This is a genomic window from Enterobacter sichuanensis (genome assembly GCF_002939185.1).
GTDB lineage: Bacteria > Pseudomonadota > Gammaproteobacteria > Enterobacterales > Enterobacteriaceae > Enterobacter > Enterobacter sichuanensis.
In genome coordinates this window covers 23934-39893 of record NZ_POVL01000046.1, presented here as the reverse complement: position 1 = coordinate 39893, position 15960 = coordinate 23934, and the positions used below count along the sequence as shown (strand labels likewise).

Annotated in this window: 18 protein-coding genes; 6 read left to right on the top strand and 12 right to left on the bottom strand. The window is 52.6% G+C overall.

Going from position 1 to position 15960, the window contains the following annotated elements; translation table 11 throughout:
- The 3 genes from C5687_RS18535 to bfr all read left to right on the top strand — a co-directional run.
- The coding region (locus tag C5687_RS18535; RefSeq protein WP_104557534.1) for a chitinase at positions 1 to 1751 on the top strand (1751 nt) is incomplete at its 5' end.
- Between the two features lie 164 nt (positions 1752 to 1915).
- Positions 1916 to 2110: a bacterioferritin-associated ferredoxin gene (gene bfd / locus C5687_RS18530; RefSeq protein ID WP_025759243.1), complete on the top strand. Its 195-nt coding sequence runs from the start codon at positions 1916 to 1918 to the stop codon at positions 2108 to 2110.
- Between the two features lie 71 nt (positions 2111 to 2181).
- The gene (gene bfr, locus C5687_RS18525) at positions 2182 to 2658 is read left to right on the top strand and encodes a bacterioferritin (RefSeq protein ID WP_025759242.1); all 477 of its coding nucleotides are present in this window, start codon (positions 2182 to 2184) and stop codon (positions 2656 to 2658) included.
- 34 nt (positions 2659 to 2692) lie between these two features.
- On the opposite strand, the gene C5687_RS25235 is transcribed toward bfr, so the two are convergent.
- Genes C5687_RS25235 through gspC form a run of 12 tightly spaced genes read right to left on the bottom strand, consistent with a single transcriptional unit; the run spans position 2693 to position 13389 of the window.
- The gene (locus tag C5687_RS25235; protein WP_072049162.1) at positions 2693 to 3469 is read right to left on the bottom strand and encodes a prepilin peptidase; all 777 of its coding nucleotides are present in this window, start codon (positions 3467 to 3469) and stop codon (positions 2693 to 2695) included.
- Positions 3462 to 3944, bottom strand: a complete 483-nt coding sequence (gene gspM, locus C5687_RS18515; RefSeq protein ID WP_095442108.1) for a type II secretion system protein GspM — start codon at positions 3942 to 3944, stop codon at positions 3462 to 3464. Before gspM ends, C5687_RS25235 begins: the two co-directional genes overlap by 8 nt.
- Positions 3937 to 5085, bottom strand: coding sequence for a type II secretion system protein GspL (gene gspL / locus C5687_RS18510; protein WP_158252224.1), 1149 nt, complete (start codon positions 5083 to 5085; stop codon positions 3937 to 3939). The genes gspM and gspL overlap by 8 nt, the downstream gene beginning before the upstream one ends.
- Complete coding sequence (gene gspK, locus C5687_RS18505; protein ID WP_104557533.1) at positions 5075 to 6034, bottom strand: type II secretion system minor pseudopilin GspK; 960 nt, start codon at positions 6032 to 6034, stop codon at positions 5075 to 5077. The genes gspL and gspK overlap by 11 nt, the downstream gene beginning before the upstream one ends.
- Positions 6031 to 6612 carry a PulJ/GspJ family protein gene (locus C5687_RS18500; protein ID WP_158252223.1) on the bottom strand — a complete coding sequence of 194 codons (582 nt, stop codon included), beginning with the start codon at positions 6610 to 6612 and terminating at the stop codon, positions 6031 to 6033. Before C5687_RS18500 ends, gspK begins: the two co-directional genes overlap by 4 nt.
- Positions 6605 to 6961: a type II secretion system minor pseudopilin GspI gene (gene gspI / locus C5687_RS18495; RefSeq protein WP_104557531.1), complete on the bottom strand. Its 357-nt coding sequence runs from the start codon at positions 6959 to 6961 to the stop codon at positions 6605 to 6607. Before gspI ends, C5687_RS18500 begins: the two co-directional genes overlap by 8 nt.
- Entirely contained in the window at positions 6958 to 7458 is a 501-nt protein-coding gene (locus C5687_RS18490) for a type II secretion system protein (RefSeq protein WP_104557536.1), read from the bottom strand. Before C5687_RS18490 ends, gspI begins: the two co-directional genes overlap by 4 nt.
- Before the next feature lie 2 nt (positions 7459 to 7460).
- Positions 7461 to 7913: a type II secretion system major pseudopilin GspG gene (gspG, locus tag C5687_RS18485; protein ID WP_104557530.1), complete on the bottom strand. Its 453-nt coding sequence runs from the start codon at positions 7911 to 7913 to the stop codon at positions 7461 to 7463.
- A gap of 9 nt (positions 7914 to 7922) precedes the next feature.
- Positions 7923 to 9122, bottom strand: a complete 1200-nt coding sequence (gspF, locus tag C5687_RS18480) for a type II secretion system inner membrane protein GspF (RefSeq protein WP_104557529.1) — start codon at positions 9120 to 9122, stop codon at positions 7923 to 7925.
- A complete protein-coding gene (gene gspE, locus C5687_RS18475; RefSeq protein ID WP_104557528.1) occupies positions 9119 to 10594 on the bottom strand; it encodes a type II secretion system ATPase GspE in 1476 nt (491 codons plus the stop codon). The genes gspF and gspE overlap by 4 nt, the downstream gene beginning before the upstream one ends.
- Complete coding sequence (gspD, locus tag C5687_RS18470; protein WP_104557535.1) at positions 10591 to 12567, bottom strand: type II secretion system secretin GspD; 1977 nt, start codon at positions 12565 to 12567, stop codon at positions 10591 to 10593. The genes gspE and gspD overlap by 4 nt, the downstream gene beginning before the upstream one ends.
- A 9-nt stretch (positions 12568 to 12576) precedes the next feature.
- The gene (gene gspC, locus C5687_RS18465) at positions 12577 to 13389 is read right to left on the bottom strand and encodes a type II secretion system protein GspC (protein WP_274378556.1); all 813 of its coding nucleotides are present in this window, start codon (positions 13387 to 13389) and stop codon (positions 12577 to 12579) included.
- A 149-nt stretch (positions 13390 to 13538) separates the two neighbouring features.
- Here gspC and C5687_RS25100 point away from each other — a divergent pair, with 149 nt between their 5' ends.
- From C5687_RS25100 to rpsJ, 3 genes are all read left to right on the top strand, one after another.
- A complete protein-coding gene (locus C5687_RS25100; RefSeq protein WP_238380494.1) occupies positions 13539 to 14999 on the top strand; it encodes a peptidoglycan-binding domain-containing protein in 1461 nt (486 codons plus the stop codon).
- Positions 14996 to 15373 (top strand): hypothetical protein, encoded by a 378-nt coding sequence (locus tag C5687_RS18455; protein ID WP_104557526.1) that lies wholly within the window; start codon positions 14996 to 14998, stop codon positions 15371 to 15373. The genes C5687_RS25100 and C5687_RS18455 overlap by 4 nt, the downstream gene beginning before the upstream one ends.
- A 244-nt stretch (positions 15374 to 15617) precedes the next feature.
- Positions 15618 to 15929 carry a 30S ribosomal protein S10 gene (gene rpsJ / locus C5687_RS18450; RefSeq protein WP_001181005.1) on the top strand — a complete coding sequence of 104 codons (312 nt, stop codon included), beginning with the start codon at positions 15618 to 15620 and terminating at the stop codon, positions 15927 to 15929.
- Positions 15930 to 15960: the final 31 nt, after the last annotated feature.

The window sequence follows — 15960 nt, the reverse complement described above, 5'->3', positions numbered from 1 at the left end:
CGCTGATTCGCTACAACGGTGGGAATTACGTCTCGCAGGCCAAAGTACAGAAAGTCTCCCCATCTGATACCAACCCGTGGCGTGTCTTTATCGACTGGACAGGCACCAAAGAAAAAGTCGGCACGCCAACATCTGCATGGCCAGCTCACGTCTATGCTCCGTATGTCGACTTTACGCTGAACGCCCAGCCAGACCTGGCAAGCCTTGCTCAGAACCAGGGCGTTAATCACTTTACCATGGCCTTCGTGGTGAGTAAGGATGCCCAAACCTGTCTGCCAACCTGGGGGACGGCCTATAACATTAACGACTACGCGCAGTACAGCAAGATTAAAGCGCTGCGTGAAGTGGGTGGTGACGTGATGGTTTCCATTGGTGGCGCAAACAATGCGCCGCTGGCGGCATCCTGTAAGAATATCGACGATCTGAAGCAGCACTACTACGACATCGTGGACAACCTGAACCTGAACGTACTGGACTTCGATATTGAAGGTACCTGGGTTGCCGATCATGATTCCATCAACCGTCGTAATGAAGCGGTGAAAGCCGTGCAGGACACCTGGAAGTCAGAAGGCCGCAAGGTCGGTATCTGGTATACCCTGCCCATTTTGCCAACCGGTTTGACCGCTGAAGGTCTTTACGTGCTGGAAGATGCGAAAGCCAAAGGTGTGGAGCTGGCAGGTGTTAACGTGATGGCGATGGACTATGGCAACAGCATCTGTCAGTCCGATGGCACTGAAGGCCAGAATATACATAGCAAGTGCGCCACATCGGCCATTGAAAACCTGTTCAGCCAGCTGAAGCAGATCTTCACTGAAAAGAGCGATGCTGAAATTAACGCGATGATGGGTACCACCCCAATGATCGGTTATAACGATGTTCAGGGTGAAGTGTTCTATATGTCTGATGCGAACCTGGTGATGCAGGATGCCACAGAGCGTGGTCTGGGCATGATTGGTATCTGGTCTATGATGCGCGACCAGCCGGGTGTGCCGAAGCAGGTTTCTCCTGAACACAGCGGTCTGACCGAGCAGCAGGCGTCTAAGTATGCTTTCAGTGAGGTGTTTGCGCCGTTTACTAAAGGTGGTGACGCTGGCGATCTCCAGGGAGATGTAAAAGCTGTCTTTGTGGACGTCTTCGATGGAAAACAACGCATCAACGTAAACTTTGATAGTAGTAAGCTTAGCGGGTCAAATCAGTATACGGTTGAAGTTGACGGCCAGTATGTCTTTTCCACGAACGGGGCACGTTATTCCGACAGCGAAAAAACTGTCTATGGCGATCAGACGACCCTACGTACTGGAGATAAAAGCGCTATCCTCCACCCGGGGGCAGTGGTTACGGTTAAACGCACCCATCCTGATGCTGAAACGCTGGCAACATTGACCGTCACTGACGACATGCTTTATGGGAACAACCCGCTGGTGAGTAGTTCCGACGTTAAATCATTAACCGTGAAGAGAGAAAAAGGTATACCGATGGTGTATGTCGGTTTCGAGGCGGACAAGCTGGCTTCCGGAACCAGGAGCGGATATTACGCTAAGGTAATGGGCGACGAGAAGAATGGTAACTACATTTTTAGCTGTTATGGTGGTAGTTGCTATTATTCATCTAAGTCGACAAAAAATGGTGTGACCACAGTGAAATCGGATGAGAGAGCGATTTCAGTTGGTGAAACGATAGTGATTGAACGCATCGCCCCAAATCCAGCGACTATTGCGAAGATCGTCGTAACGGAAGATATGCTTAAATAAAACATCACGTTAAGTTATATAAAAACCTGGGCCAGAGAAAATACTGACCCAGGTTTTTTATCTGATAGCGAAATATTCATGGAGGAAATAAGGCTATTTAACTTGCTCTTGAAGTGAGAACAATAATCATTTATGCTGAAGGTGTTCATGGTTCGGGAGTGCATATGTACATCTGTTTGTGTAATGGCGTTAGCGATAAAAAAATCCGTCAGGCTGTGCGTCAGTTTCAGCCACAATCCTTTCAACAATTACGCAAGTTTATTCCCATTGGAAATCAATGTGGTAAATGTGTTCGTGCTGCACGGGAAGTTATGCAAGACGAGTTAATGCAAATGCCGGAATTTAAAGAGATCGCCTGAACGACGCTCTTTTTTTTGACATCTCCGTAGCCCCATCTACGCTCTAAGTGTGGAAGCGGAGGGACTATATAATGAAAGGTGATGTTAAAATCATAAGTTATCTCAATAAATTATTGGGAAATGAGCTTGTCGCAATTAACCAGTATTTTCTCCATGCGAGAATGTTCAAAAACTGGGGCCTTAAGCGTCTTAATGACGTTGAATATCATGAATCTATCGACGAGATGAAGCACGCCGATAAGTATATTGAGCGTATCCTTTTCCTCGAAGGTATCCCAAATCTGCAGGATCTTGGCAAACTGGGCATTGGTGAAGATGTCGAGGAGATGCTGCGTTCCGACCTCAGGCTGGAACTTGAAGGCGCTAAAGATCTCCGGGAAGCTATCGCCTATGCCGACAGCGTTCATGATTACGTGAGTCGTGACATGATGATTGAGATTCTGGCAGATGAAGAGGGCCATATCGACTGGCTGGAGACCGAGTTAGATCTTATCCAGAAACTGGGTATCCAGAACTATCTGCAGGCGCAAATTCGCGAAGAAGAGTAACGATTGCAGGAAGGTGTTACACCTTCCTGTTTACTTACAGGGTTAGCCAGCAGAAGTAACCCCAGCCGCTCAATGCGAGCGCAGGACCGAAAGGGAGGGCGCCCGTGAATCGTCTGTTTTTGAACCACAACGCCAGCCCACATAAAATCCCAATGATGGACGCCACATAAAGGATTACCGACAGACTTTGCCACCCGGTCCAGGCGCCTGCCGCCGCCAGCAGTTTGAAATCGCCGTAGCCGATCCCCTCTTTGTGCCATATCAGCCAGACGATCCAGTAAAGCAGCCACAGGCTGAGGTAGCCCGCCACGGCACCCAGAACGGCATCTTCACAGGGAATGAGACCTGTCATAAGGTTAAACAGCAATCCAAGCCACAATAAGGGCAGGGTCAGTTTATCGGGCAGTAATAAGTGCTGCGCATCGATGACGCTAAGCGCCAGTGCGAACCAGAAGTAGAGTAAAAGAGCTGAAACAAGCATCAGATTATCAGGGTGAAGGGCGTAGCAGAGAGGGGCCATAACCGCGCAACTCGCTTCGAGCAACGGGTAACGCCCGGAGACAGCGTGTCCACAATGTCGGCATTTTCCCTTCAGATGCAGCCAGCTGTAGAGGGGGATATTGTCATGCCACACCAGAGGTATGCGACAATGGCAGCAGTGTGACGCCGGCCACCATAAATTTAAGCGGGAAGCGGCGCCGTCAGTGTTGGTCTGTGCGATCATTATCGGTAGCCGCCAGGTGACCATGCCCATGGTGCTGCCTGCCAGTAAGCCAATAACCAGAAAGAGCAGGGCAAGCATACTATCCATTTCGCTTCACCCCGATGGTCAGACGCGTGAGAATAATCGAATCCGCTTTTTGGGGACTTGCATGGAATTCCAGGTCCACAACGCGCAGGCCGTAACTGAGCTGTATCTCCTCAAGCCAGCGCATGAAGCTCTCCATTTCTATGTCGGTGGCGAAGACGCTCAACTCACCTGCGTTTCCCTGCTGTACCGTCGCGACCAGATTCGCTTTTTTGAGGCTATTCCTGATGAGAGCGTCCGGTTTACCTGGCGGTTTTTTTTCGGGTAAAAGGCCCGCAGCGGTAACCTGTTTGCTGAACCATGCCGCGTCGTTACGTAAACGTTCACAACGCGACTGCAGTGTATTAATTGTCTGGTCGAGTGGCTGATAGAGGCCAAACCAGAAAAGTATTATCAGGCTACATACTCCCAGCGTCATGATGAGCCGTTGCTCATTGAGCGGTTTTTGTCTGAAACTGTTCAGCGCAGATTTAATCATTGCGTAACGTCCACTTTCCCTGTTCGTGTTTGTCGATCGTCAAAGAAAATCCTAAGGTGTTCTCTTTGATAAATTGCTGTATCTGGTTTTCCTCTGCGGCATAAAGAAAAAGTCGCAGGGATTTTTGCTGCGGGTTATAGCTCACCCCCTCGAGCGCGATGTCGGGGAAACGGGCCAGACTGGACTGCAGACGAAGCAGAAGCATTAACGGCGCGGGTGAACGCTGCCGTAACTGTTCTGGCAGATAGGATCGCAGATTATTGCTGTGCCGGTTCTCGGGAATGTAGCGTTGCCACTGTTGAGTCAGATTGTCCTTCAGCTGTATTTCCCGCTGTTGAAGTTGCCACCAGGAGAATAGCTGAGTCAGTAGCGCGACTGCCGCTGTCAGAACAACACAGCAAAGGGCGATACGTTTCAGGCGCGATGTCCAGGGGGAAAACGCCACAGGGGGAAGAACGCTGTCATGCAGTAGATTTGCGGTCTCCCTTTGCGGATAAAGCGACATGATGTGGCATTCCGGTTTTCCTGACGCGTTTGCACAGGGAGCGGACAACTCGCCGTAGTGTGTAAGCTGTCGGGGAGGGAAGTGCTGCAGGAGGTGAGTTAACCAGGCGCCTGTCAGGCGCGAAACGTAATTTTCGTGCGTCCTGACAAGCCAGGTGTCATCCTCTTTCAGTACCGCCCAGCCGTTTTCCACGTTAGGTAAACAGAGCACATCCAGGGTTGCATGCGTCACGTTTAATCCGCAGGCACTGAGTGCAGCGAGTTCTTCCTCCAGCCACACTTTCTCCACCCCGACAACAGTGAGCGTCGTTCCTGCGTGTGACAGCAATGTCCAGTGGAGAGCGGGAGCATCCTCGTCGAGCGTCTCATCGGCAAGCCAGTGCAGCTGCCGGTCGGACAGTACGTCCTTTTCATCGAGAACGGTCAGTGTGCGGCAGGTTGCCTTCTCAACCGGAATAAGCAGATGCGTTTCCCGGGCGGCAGACATCCCGGAAAGCTCCGGGAGCTTTTCGCGTGGCAGGATGTGAATCTCTCCATGGCCGCCGTCGTCAAAGAGGGTCCATTCCAGCGGCAACGTTGGCTCGCTGCTCAGGCGGATGACCAGCCGGGCAGTCTCAGGTGGCGTTTTACTCGTCATGTTCGCCGTCCGTAAGCTGGCGCAGATAAATGCCAATGGTTTTCTTCTTGTCGTCATAATAAAAAAAGGTATTCATCCCTGAGCTCAGTTCGCCTTCTCGTGCGCTCGATGTGGTTACAAAATAATGGCTGGTGACGGTCAGGTATTTTTTAAGTGTGTCCACACGTGCTTTGGCCGCGCTGTGATCCTGTTGGGCCTGATAAAGAAAGGCATCGACCGTTTTCCAGCCTTCCCGGGGGCGTTTTTTGAGTAAGGCTTTTGCATCCGACGTGCTGATATCGTTCAGAAAAAGGGCTGCCAGCAGCGGGGCCTGCGCTTCGGTGAGGGTATTGATGTTAATGTTTAACTCGCTGCTGAAGGCAGTACAGACAAAAGGCGCGAGTTTCTGCCAGAGGGGAGCCGTCATCCCTTTGAGCGTGCGGATTTCCGCCGGTAAAAAGATCATTTGGTTTGCCGTCAGGGAGTGAATGCCGTTTTGCAGGTAATACTCATCTTCGGCCCCTTTCAGCCGGGGTGATGTATCGGCGTCGATGTAATCTGCAGTAGACTGGATTATCTCTTCTGCGCGGTTTTTTTCCGCGCCCAGCTGATCCAGCAGCGCCTGAAACACGCTGATTTCATAGGGAGGCGTAGCCATGCCTTCAACGGGAGCGTTTTCCAGGGCATTGAGATTGAAGCACTGTTGTCGATCCTCCGTACGCCAGCTGACGGTGGTATCCGCGTCCAGATCGGCCTTGCCGTTTAACCTTTCATCATCATGCTTTAACACGCCAGCGGTGGCTTCCCCTTCGGCATAAAGCAGGGCATATTTTGCCTGCACGCTGGCGTTGGTACGCCGGCTACGCTGAAGCTGGGTCTGGAAGCTAAGGGTCATTTCAGCCGCGAGCGCCGCCATCAGCGCAAGAATCATCAACACAATCAACAGCGCAGCGCCTTTCTGAGGATTCATTTTTTATCCTCACGGCGCTGGCCGGTTTGCTGTTTCTCCGGAACCCATCCAGGCAAAATAAAAACACGACGAACGCTTTCACGGTTTTCCCGCTCCAGCGTAATGGCAACGGTGGCAGACGCCGTATTGCCCTCGCCAGCGAGCAGTACAGAGGCAAAACGGGTGATATTCGTCAGCAGGGCTCGCGCGGGCTTGTCCTCTTTCCCGTCAGGAGAGTAGCGCACAGCACGGTACAAGGTCTCGTCCTGGACGTACCAGTGTACGGTCGTGAGTACGAAAGCGGCTTCGAAAGGGATGTTCGCGTCCCGCATCTGGGTGCTGAAGAGCAACTCATCGGTTCCACTTGCAAAGGTCTGGTGAGTCTGGCGATTTTTGCGCGGGACGTATTGCATCAGATCATTTTCCAGCAGCAGAAGGGTGTACTGCAGGGCATGAAAATCATTGGCCAGCCTTTGGGCGCGCTGATGTTGCTCAGATGCCTGAGAAAAGACCATTGAGGCGAGGAAGCTGAGGACCGAGAAAATCGCGATAGCCAGCATGACCTCCAGAAGCGTAAAGCCTCTCTGATGATTAGTCATGCTTCGCCTCTTGCTTCTCTGGTGCTGGGCTCCAGGCATAAAGCTTCACCGTTTTACCCCGGGAGGTTGTCACGGTGATGTGGTTCAGGGCGGCGGTGGGTACGCCGGTGAGCACCCAGCTAAAAGCGTTTCCCTGCTGGGAGGACTCTCCTTGCTCCGTGGCGGAAAGGACGGCGTGCGTTTTGATTAACTGATTATCTGCCACCCACAGCGCAAGCGTCTCCTGCTTCAGGGTCTCCAGAGCGGAGAGTTGCCACTGCATGCTGGTGACTAATGCCGTTACCGCCGAGGCAAAGATGGCCATGGCCAGTAACACCTCAAGCATGAGCATTCCACTTTGCGCTTTCATTGCGCCACCTTTAGCGGAGTGATATTTAGCGGCAGAGATCCCGTGCAGCGCACATGCAACAATTTTTCACCGTTTGCATTTCTGAATAACAGCGTGAAGGGCGTTATCTGGCCATCAGGCAGAACGATAATCTGCGGTGTATCGCCCTGTGGCGAGGGGGTAAGCTCGGGCCGCGCTGGGTCATCCCATGCTCCCTGAAGCGGCAAGTTATCGTCACTCTGGATTGCCTCCCACTGCCAGCCAGTACGCGCGCGTTTCTGTGGAGCGTAGAGTAACCACCCTTCTTCAGACACCAGCAGGGCAACCGCATGTTTTTCCAGCAGCGCCAGATCGGCAGCATACTCAACGGTTTGTCTGAACATGTCGACACGCTGACGTAGCTTTCCGCTCACGCTTAAACGTTCACTTTGTATGGCCGTCACGCCTGCGACGGCCGCCGCGAGAATGACAATCACCAGCATTACCTCCAGCAAGGTAAATCCCTTTTCCTGAGCCATGTTCAGCGCGATTTTTTGTCGTTATCCCAGTTGTTAATGTCATCCGCCGTACCGATTTCACCATCCGGGCCGGTTGAGCTGATATCGATTGCACCATGTTCACCCGGGCTTATCAGGACATACTCATTGCCCCACGGATCCGCGGGAAGACGGCGAATATAACCTTCGGGATTGTAATTTACCGCGAGCGGCGCGAGCGTCGGGGCCACAACCAGTGCGTCCAGACCCTGGTCTGTTGTGGGATAACGATGGTTATCCAGCTTGTACATATCCAGCGCATTTTCGAGAGCGACTATGTCGCTGACCGCTTTTTGCCGGTCCGCACGATCTTTGTTGCCCATCAGATTGGGCACCACCAGGCTCGCCAGAACGCCCAGAACGCCCAGAATGACAATGACCACCATAAGCTCCATCAGGGTAAAACCGCGTTGCGTTTTAAACGTTTGTCTTTCCATAGCCTTTCCTCAGTTCATCAATGAGTTGAGTTGTAAAATGGGTTGCATGACCGCCACCACGATAAACAGAACGATGGCGGCCATGACGACAATCAGCGCCGGTTCAAAAATCGCCAGCGTCAGGGTGATGCGGTTCTGTAACCGGACGTCCTGGTTATCCGCTGCTCGTTGCATGAGTTCTCCGAGCTGACCGCTTTTTTCCCCGGAAGCGATCATGTACAGCATCATTGGCGGGAAAATGGCGGTTTTCTCAAGAGACTGGCTCACGCTGTTTCCCTGGCGCACGCGCTCGGCGGCGTCACTCAGTCGCTGCCGTATCTCCTGGTTACCCACGCCTTCCGCTGAAAGTGACATCCCCTGCAGCAACGGCACGCCGCTGACGTTGAGGATGCTGAGGGCGCGTAAGTACCGGGCGCTGTCGATAGCGCAGACCAGTGGTGCAGTAGCGCGAAAGTGAATCAGCAGACGATGAAACCGGTGGCGGTTGCCTTCCCGCTTCAGCCAGTATGAAAACAGGCCACCACCCACAAAGAGCAGACCTAAAATCCCCGGACCGTAGACCGACAAAAAGTCGCTGATCGCGAGCAGTATCCGGGTCGTGAGCGGCAGTTCGTGTTTGAGATGAATAAACTGTGCCGCGACGTTGGGCACGACGGTGGTGAGTAAAATCACCACCACCACAATGGCGACGATGGTCAGCAGAGAGGGGTAGATCAGCGCCTGCATCAGTTTGCTATGCATTCGCTGGCGGGCTTCATTAAAATCAGCCAGCCTTTCCAGTACGGCGCCAGCCTTGCCTACCGCTTCACCTGCTTTTACCAGCGTGCAATACACCGTATCAAAGACCCGGGGGTGCTGTTGCATTGCGCTGGAGAGTGACTGTCCTTCAAGCACAGCCTGACGAAGCGAGCCGATCACGCCGATAAGATTCTTGTTCTCTTTCTGCTGCTGAATCGCGGCGAGTGCTTCATCCAGCGGCAGAGCCGCAGCCATCAACGTGGCAAGCTGACGCGTAAAAAGTGTCAATTCGCCATGACTTACCCGTGCCGGTGACCATCGTACTGTCAGCTTGCGCCGCTGCTGTTTGATGGACTGCGGCAACAGTGACTGACTTCGCAGCTGGGCGACCAACTCCCGCTCGGAGCCAGCATCACTCACGCCAGTATGGCGATTCCCTCTGGGGTCCGTGGCTACCCAGCGAAATTTCATTCACCTTGCTCCGCTGATATCTGCCCATCGGACGTAACGCGCAGCACCTCCTGCAGTGAGGTCAACCCTTGCGCGGCTGCTCGCAATCCGTTTGCCAGTAAGCTGCGATGGTTCTGGCGCTGGAGCTGTTCAAGCTGTTGCTCGTTGACCTCTGCGTGTACGGCCTGGCGAATTTCAGGCGTCATCACGAAGAGTTCATGAATAGCCAGGCGGCCCTGATAGCCGCTCTGACGGCAGGCCGGGCACCCAGCGGCTTGCCAGAGTTGCGTCGCGGTGATCCCCTCAGCAACGAGTAGTTGATGTTGTTGAGCGGTGAGGGGATGCGGTGTTTTGCACTGATGACACAGTCGCCTGACCAGGCGCTGTGCAATCACGCCGACAAGCGATGAGGAGAGCAGGAAAGATTCCGTGCCCATATCCCGCAGGCGGGTCACCGCACCGCTGGCGCTGTTGGTATGGAGGGTTGAAAGAACAAGGTGCCCGGTCAGCGAGGCCTGGACCGCGATCTGAGCCGTTTCAGCATCGCGGATCTCACCGACCATCACCACGTCAGGGTCCTGACGTAAAATCGCGCGTAATCCGCGGGCAAAAGACATATCCACGCGGCTATTTACCTGTGTCTGACCGATGCCTTCCAGCTCGTACTCAATTGGGTCTTCGACGGTAAGTACGTTACGTTCCGGACTATTTAGGGCGGAGAGAAGAGCATACAGCGTGGTACTTTTTCCGGAGCCGGTGGGGCCTGTGACCAGAATAATGCCGTGCGGCAGGGCGATAAGGTGCCGGAGATCGCGCATGTCCTCTTCAGACATATCCAGCTTATCAATAGAGAGCCGCAGATTGCTTTTATCCAGCAGACGTAACACAACCCGTTCGCCGTGCTGTGAGGGCAGCGTAGAGACACGAACATCCACGTTGCGATGACCAATTTTTAAGGTGATGCGACCGTCCTGAGGCAGTCTCTTTTCGGCAATATCCAGTTTGGCCATAATTTTGATACGGGAGATGAGCAGCGCGGCCAGCTTTTTATTGGGTTGAACCACCGGACGCAATACTCCGTCCACCCGAAAGCGGATACTCATCGTTGTTTCAAAGACTTCAATATGAATATCCGACGCGTGCTCCTTAAGCGCTTCGCTAAGCACCGCATTAATCAGCCGGATCACTGGCGCGTCGGACTGCTCGTTGAGCAGGTCTTCATTCGTGGGGATCTCATCGGAAAGCGCACTCAGATCGTCCGAATTATTCATATCTTCGGCAATAAGCTGGGCTGAACCACCAGAAGGTTGATAGAGCTGCTCCAGCTTTTCCGTAAACTGTTGCGAAGCGAGCCGGGTAAACTGCGTGCAGTCGCGGGCCATGGAGGCAACCTCAAGCATATGCTCAAGCGTGGTGCTGGTCGTGTAGAACAGTTCCTGCTGCTGAATGGCAATGCCATAGCGTTGTGCTTTTTTCCAGGCAAGCGGGCTCACTTCGCTTCACCCCCGCTGAAAGGGTTTTTAGCGGCAGGCATTGCGGGCGTGTTATTAAACGCCCGGTCATCCAGCGTTTCGATATCATCTACATTAATGAGTTTGCCGCTGCGCTGGTCGCTTCTCTCTTTCTGCATTTCTTTGAAACCCGTATATTTATCCCGTGACAGCGAGCGATACACTTCGTCATCCCGGATAATGGTCGGGCGGATAAAGACCATCAGATTGCGTTTGCTTTTTTCATTTGAGGTGTAACGGAAAAGTTGCCCAATCAGGGGAATGTCACCCAGCAGAGGGACTTTGGAAACTTCCTGTTTGCTTGCGTCATCCATTAAACCGCCAAGCACGACGGTTTCACCGCTCTTCACCAGTACGGCATTCTGAATGGTGCGGGTATTGAATGTCGGCCCAAGTGATGAGGAGGTGGCAGATGTGTCGACGCTGGATACCTCTTGCTCGATCTCCATCAGCACCGAATCGCCCTCATTAATCTGCGGGGTGACTTTCAGCTTGGTGCCAACTGTTTTACGTTCGACGGTGCTGTAAATATTATCGCCAGAGGTGGTCTGGGAGCCGGAAAGTACGGGAACATCCTGGCCCACGTTGAACGCCGCTTCTTTGTTATCGAGGGTGACGATGCTGGGTGTCGAGAGAATATCGTTTTTGTTGTCGGTATTCAGCGCTGTCAGCAGCACGCCCCAGTCGCCATTAAAGAAGCCTGCCGCGAGACCGTTATAATTTTTAAAGAGGTCGTATGCCGGATTGTCGCTGGTAATGCCGCCCTGAGCTTTAAATTCGCTGATACCTTGCGCGGCGTTAAAGATAGGGAGACCGGTTTTGGTAAACTGCTGAGCGCCCACGTTTTTATTAGCCCACTGCACGCCCAGATTCAGCCCTTTGCCGTCCTGCACTTCTACGATGATGGCTTCAACCAGCACCTGCGCCCGTCGGATGTCCAGTTTCGCGATGACCTCATCCAGCTGCTGAAGAATCCCCTGGTCGGCGGTGACCACCAGGGAGTTCGTCTGTTCGTCGGCAGTAATGGATATACCGTTGCCGCTGCTGGTGGTCGTTTTCGCGGCGCCGTTTTTCTCCTCAGTCAATTTTTGCGTGACGCCCGTCAGGACCTCGACAAGTTTGTCCGCTTTGGCATATTTCAGATACCAGACGCGGGTATTGCCTTGCCCCTGCTCTTGCGTGTCGAGACGTGAAACGAGCTGTTGGATCCGCGCTCGTGCGCGGTCTGACCCACTGATAATGAGGGCATTCGTTCTTTTGTCGGCAACGACTCGCGTCTGGAGTGTGGCGGGTTGGGCCTCTTTTCCACTCTCGCGCGCCAGGTCATTGAGCACGTCAGCCAGATCGCTGGCCGATGCGTATTTCAGGGGGATGACCTGCTCTTTTTTATCACCCATCACATCGACCCGTTTAACGACCTCAAGCAGACGATTAACGGTTGATGCCTTGCCGGTGATGATCAGCGTGTTTGAGGGTTCATAATGCACGACGTTACCCACGTTCCCGCCATCCAGCATCTGACGCAGCAGCGGGGATAACGCCCGAGCGGGAACATTTTCCAGCGAAACGATACGCGTCACCAGTTCATCCCCTCTGCCGGGCATAGACCCATTCGTGAGTTTTCCCGGCAGGGTCTTCACCTTTTCAGAACGAACCACTTTCAGTAAACCATTATCAAGGCTTATAAGTGAAAAGCCATACAGGTCGAGGACGCTCAGGAAAAACTGGTAATACTCCTCTTCATTAAATGTATCTGCACTTCTGACAGAAATCGTCGCTTGAACATCGGGATCAATCAGAATGGTCTTCCCCATGTTTTGGCCCACAATGCTGACAAAGGTTCGAATATCCGCCTCATTAAAGTTTGCAGTGTAGTCAGCGGGATATCCGGGTTTCGCGGTGATGGCGAGCAGAAAGAGCAGCGAAAGGGCTCTCCTTTTCCGGGTAGAAGGCATCCTTACCATTTAATTTTCCTTTCCTTCCTGGAACTGCTGAACGGAAACATTAATCACCAGAGGCAATGATTTCCGTATCAGAGTGAATTGAACGCGCTGAAGATGGTTCAGTACGTCCTGCGCTTTTGCGATGTTCTCCCGCTTCGTCAGTGAAATATTATTCAGCTGAACGGCGATATCACCGGGTTCAAGGGAGGCATGTGCGAATGATGTGGCATTCTTCCGGGGTAACAGACGTAATCCGCGCAAGGCATATTTATCTTCTACGGGACTGGTCTGGATATACTCCGACAAGGGAATGTTCGTCTGAGCCTCATTGCCAGAGATCGGTTCGGTGGGCGCGTCAGACACACTCAGTTCTGAAAGCAGCGTGAGCTGCTGTTCGTGCCCGCCGGAGGAGAAAGTGACCTGATTTTGAGAGATCGCTGTGATACTAACGGTATTCGCTGATTTAAGCGTCGCATTAACCGAATAGACATTCTGTTCTCCTGCCTCCTGCAGGATCGCTCGGGAGGTTAATTTATCCGAACTGTGAATAATACCGCGTAAACGGATATCAGGCAGCTGGAACGCCTCTATTCTCGTTGTCTGTTCCATTTTAATCGTGTCTGACGCGGTTGATGATAATTTCCATTTATATTTATTTGTTAGTGTATTTGTTAAATTTATATTTTTAATCTTTTGTGGTGTTGAATTATTTTCAGACCAGAGGAAATATGCGGCGTTTATGCAAGCTAACATTGTTATAATACATATGAATATAATGACGCCGCACAGAATGCGATAAAGAGGATAGTTGGTTAAAGCTCTAAATATAGCCATCATGAATTTATCATTTAGTATGACTAAAAAACACAATCTGTTTATTGTTAAGGATGGCGATAATATAATTCGGCTGGGTTGGCGGCAAGTGTTTTGCCGCAAGCTTTCACTCTTTAGGAAAAAGATATTGTACAGGGATGTCATTATTCATGGACGAACTTAATGCTATTTATACTACACGGCATCGCCTGTTACGGTGCGCCCTTATTTCAACGCTGAACAACGAACCGTGGCTAATACTGCACGGCGCAAAGGGGGCGGGGAAAAGCTTACTTGCGCGGGGGGTTGTCGCTGCGTGGGCGCATCGCGCTCTGACGCTAGGGCTACTCACCCGTAAAGGATACCAGCAGGAGTGGATAGTGCTGGCGGATACCCAAATCGAGGGCGGCTTAACCGGGCGGGTATTCTCCTTTGGCGCGATCTGGAGTGGACTGTCTGGCGTAATGGGGGAGATGAAGGAAGGCTTACCGCTGTTTGTGCTGGAAGATGGCCAGCGCGCCGGTAACAGGCTGATGTCAACGGTTCAGGATTTTATCGCCATCATGCCAAACGCCCGATTGTTATTAACCGGGACATTTGGTCACCGTTTGCAGCGCCGCCTGCGGAAATTGCACCCGGTATGGTTCGAGATACCTTTCCCGGACAAGGAGGATTGCCGGGAGGTCATTGCTGCTCATGCTGGCATTGAACCTGGGGAGTCGGGTGTACTGGCGGAGCGCTTCGTTAGAGAGGTTATGCGTCGCTGTCACGGCAATCTCCATTTTGTCGCCCGGACAGGAGAATTTATTCTTCGTAATAAAGAAGAGCAGGCTGCTGTTGCGCCGGCGCTGCAGCAAGCTGCCTTGCGCTATTTACCCGCGACGCACCATCCTCGCCGGACTTGCCTGGCGTTAATCGTTGTGGCGGTGCTGTGTGGGGCCGCAGGCCGGTATTTCTCTCATCCTTTGTCCCGCTGGCTGCCGGAGCCAGAGAGCCTGCTGTCCATTGCGTCATCCCGGCCCGCCTCTCCTCCTTTGACATTGACATCAGAGATTATGTCTACCAGTGAATCGCTCGCGTTACTTTATCGTGTTTGGGGTTATGAGGTAGACAACGGTGAAGCATGGTGCGATCAGGCGTACCGGGGCGGGATGGCCTGTCTCTCCGGCAATGACACTCTCGAGACGCTGCAGTACCAGGGCCTTCCCTGGATAGCCACACTGAAAATGGAGACTCTCCTGTTGCCGGTGGTGGTCATCGGAGGAGGGGATAAGACGTTTACCGTGCTTACCGGCAGTCACACGTGGATTGTGGATAAGACCTGGTTTAGCACGGTATGGACGGGAAGCTCGACGCGGATGTGGAAACCCTCGCCGGAGGGTAATGCGAGCATAACAAGGAAAAGCAGTCCCGACGATATTGTCTGGCTCGATACGATGCTGAGCCGGCTGTTAAGTGTTGACGCAGAGGGGACAGGAGAGTGGAGTCCGCTGTTAGCTGAAAAAGTGCGTCAGTTTCAGACCCAACACAAGATTAAAGCGGATGGTGTGATGGGGCAACTCTCGCTTATTCGTCTCTGGCAGGCGCTGGGGGAGAGTCCGACGCTAGCTCAGGATGAGGAAAAGAGATGAGTAATAAAAAAGAAGTGTATCCGTGCGGGGGCGACATTTTTATCCGTCCAGACATGCCGGTGACCTTTTGGCGTTGCGTTTGGGGAGGCTTTCTCTGGCTAACGTATGGTACTGGCTGCGTTTTGACGGGCTATTATATTAGCTGCGGGTTCTCTCTGCCGTCTCGCGCAGAGACCGCCCCTCAAGCCTATTACCTGTCAGATGCACACTATGTCTATAAGAAACGCCCCTTGCCCGTACCCGAAGAAGAGGGGGAAGAGACGGTCTTTGAAGAGCGTGTTGATGAGCCGCCAGCGACGCCAGAGGCACCTGAAATCAACGCCGATCTCCGGGCCCGGGTAAAGCAGGCGATGGCTGATATCGACCGTCAATAAACGGTCTCGTCGAAAGGTTGGTTAATATCGACACAGTCGGCTTGCATTACGTCCGTAAATACGTATAATGCGCGGGCTTGTCGTAATTGACGGCTGGTTCGATATGAACCTGAGTAGCTCATTTTGTTACTCAACAATGCTCCCAATTGGGGGGCTACGTAAGAACGGTTACACTCTCCCATCAATCGTAATGGGTTTGAGGAGTAATCATTTTCGTTTATAAAATAATTGGAGCTCTGGTCTCATGCAGAACCAAAGAATCCGTATCCGCCTTAAAGCGTTTGATCATCGTCTGATCGATCAATCAACCGCGGAAATCGTCGAGACTGCTAAGCGCACTGGTGCGCAAGTCCGTGGTCCGATCCCGCTGCCGACCCGCAAAGAGCGCTTCACCGTTCTGATCTCCCCGCACGTTAACAAAGACGCGCGCGATCAGTACGAAATCCGCACTCACAAGCGTCTGGTTGACATCGTTGAGCCAACTGAGAAAACCGTTGATGCTCTGATGCGTCTGGATCTGGCTGCCGGTGTAGACGTGCAGATCAGCCTGGGTTAATCAGGTCATCGAGCGATTGAGAGGTTGAAAC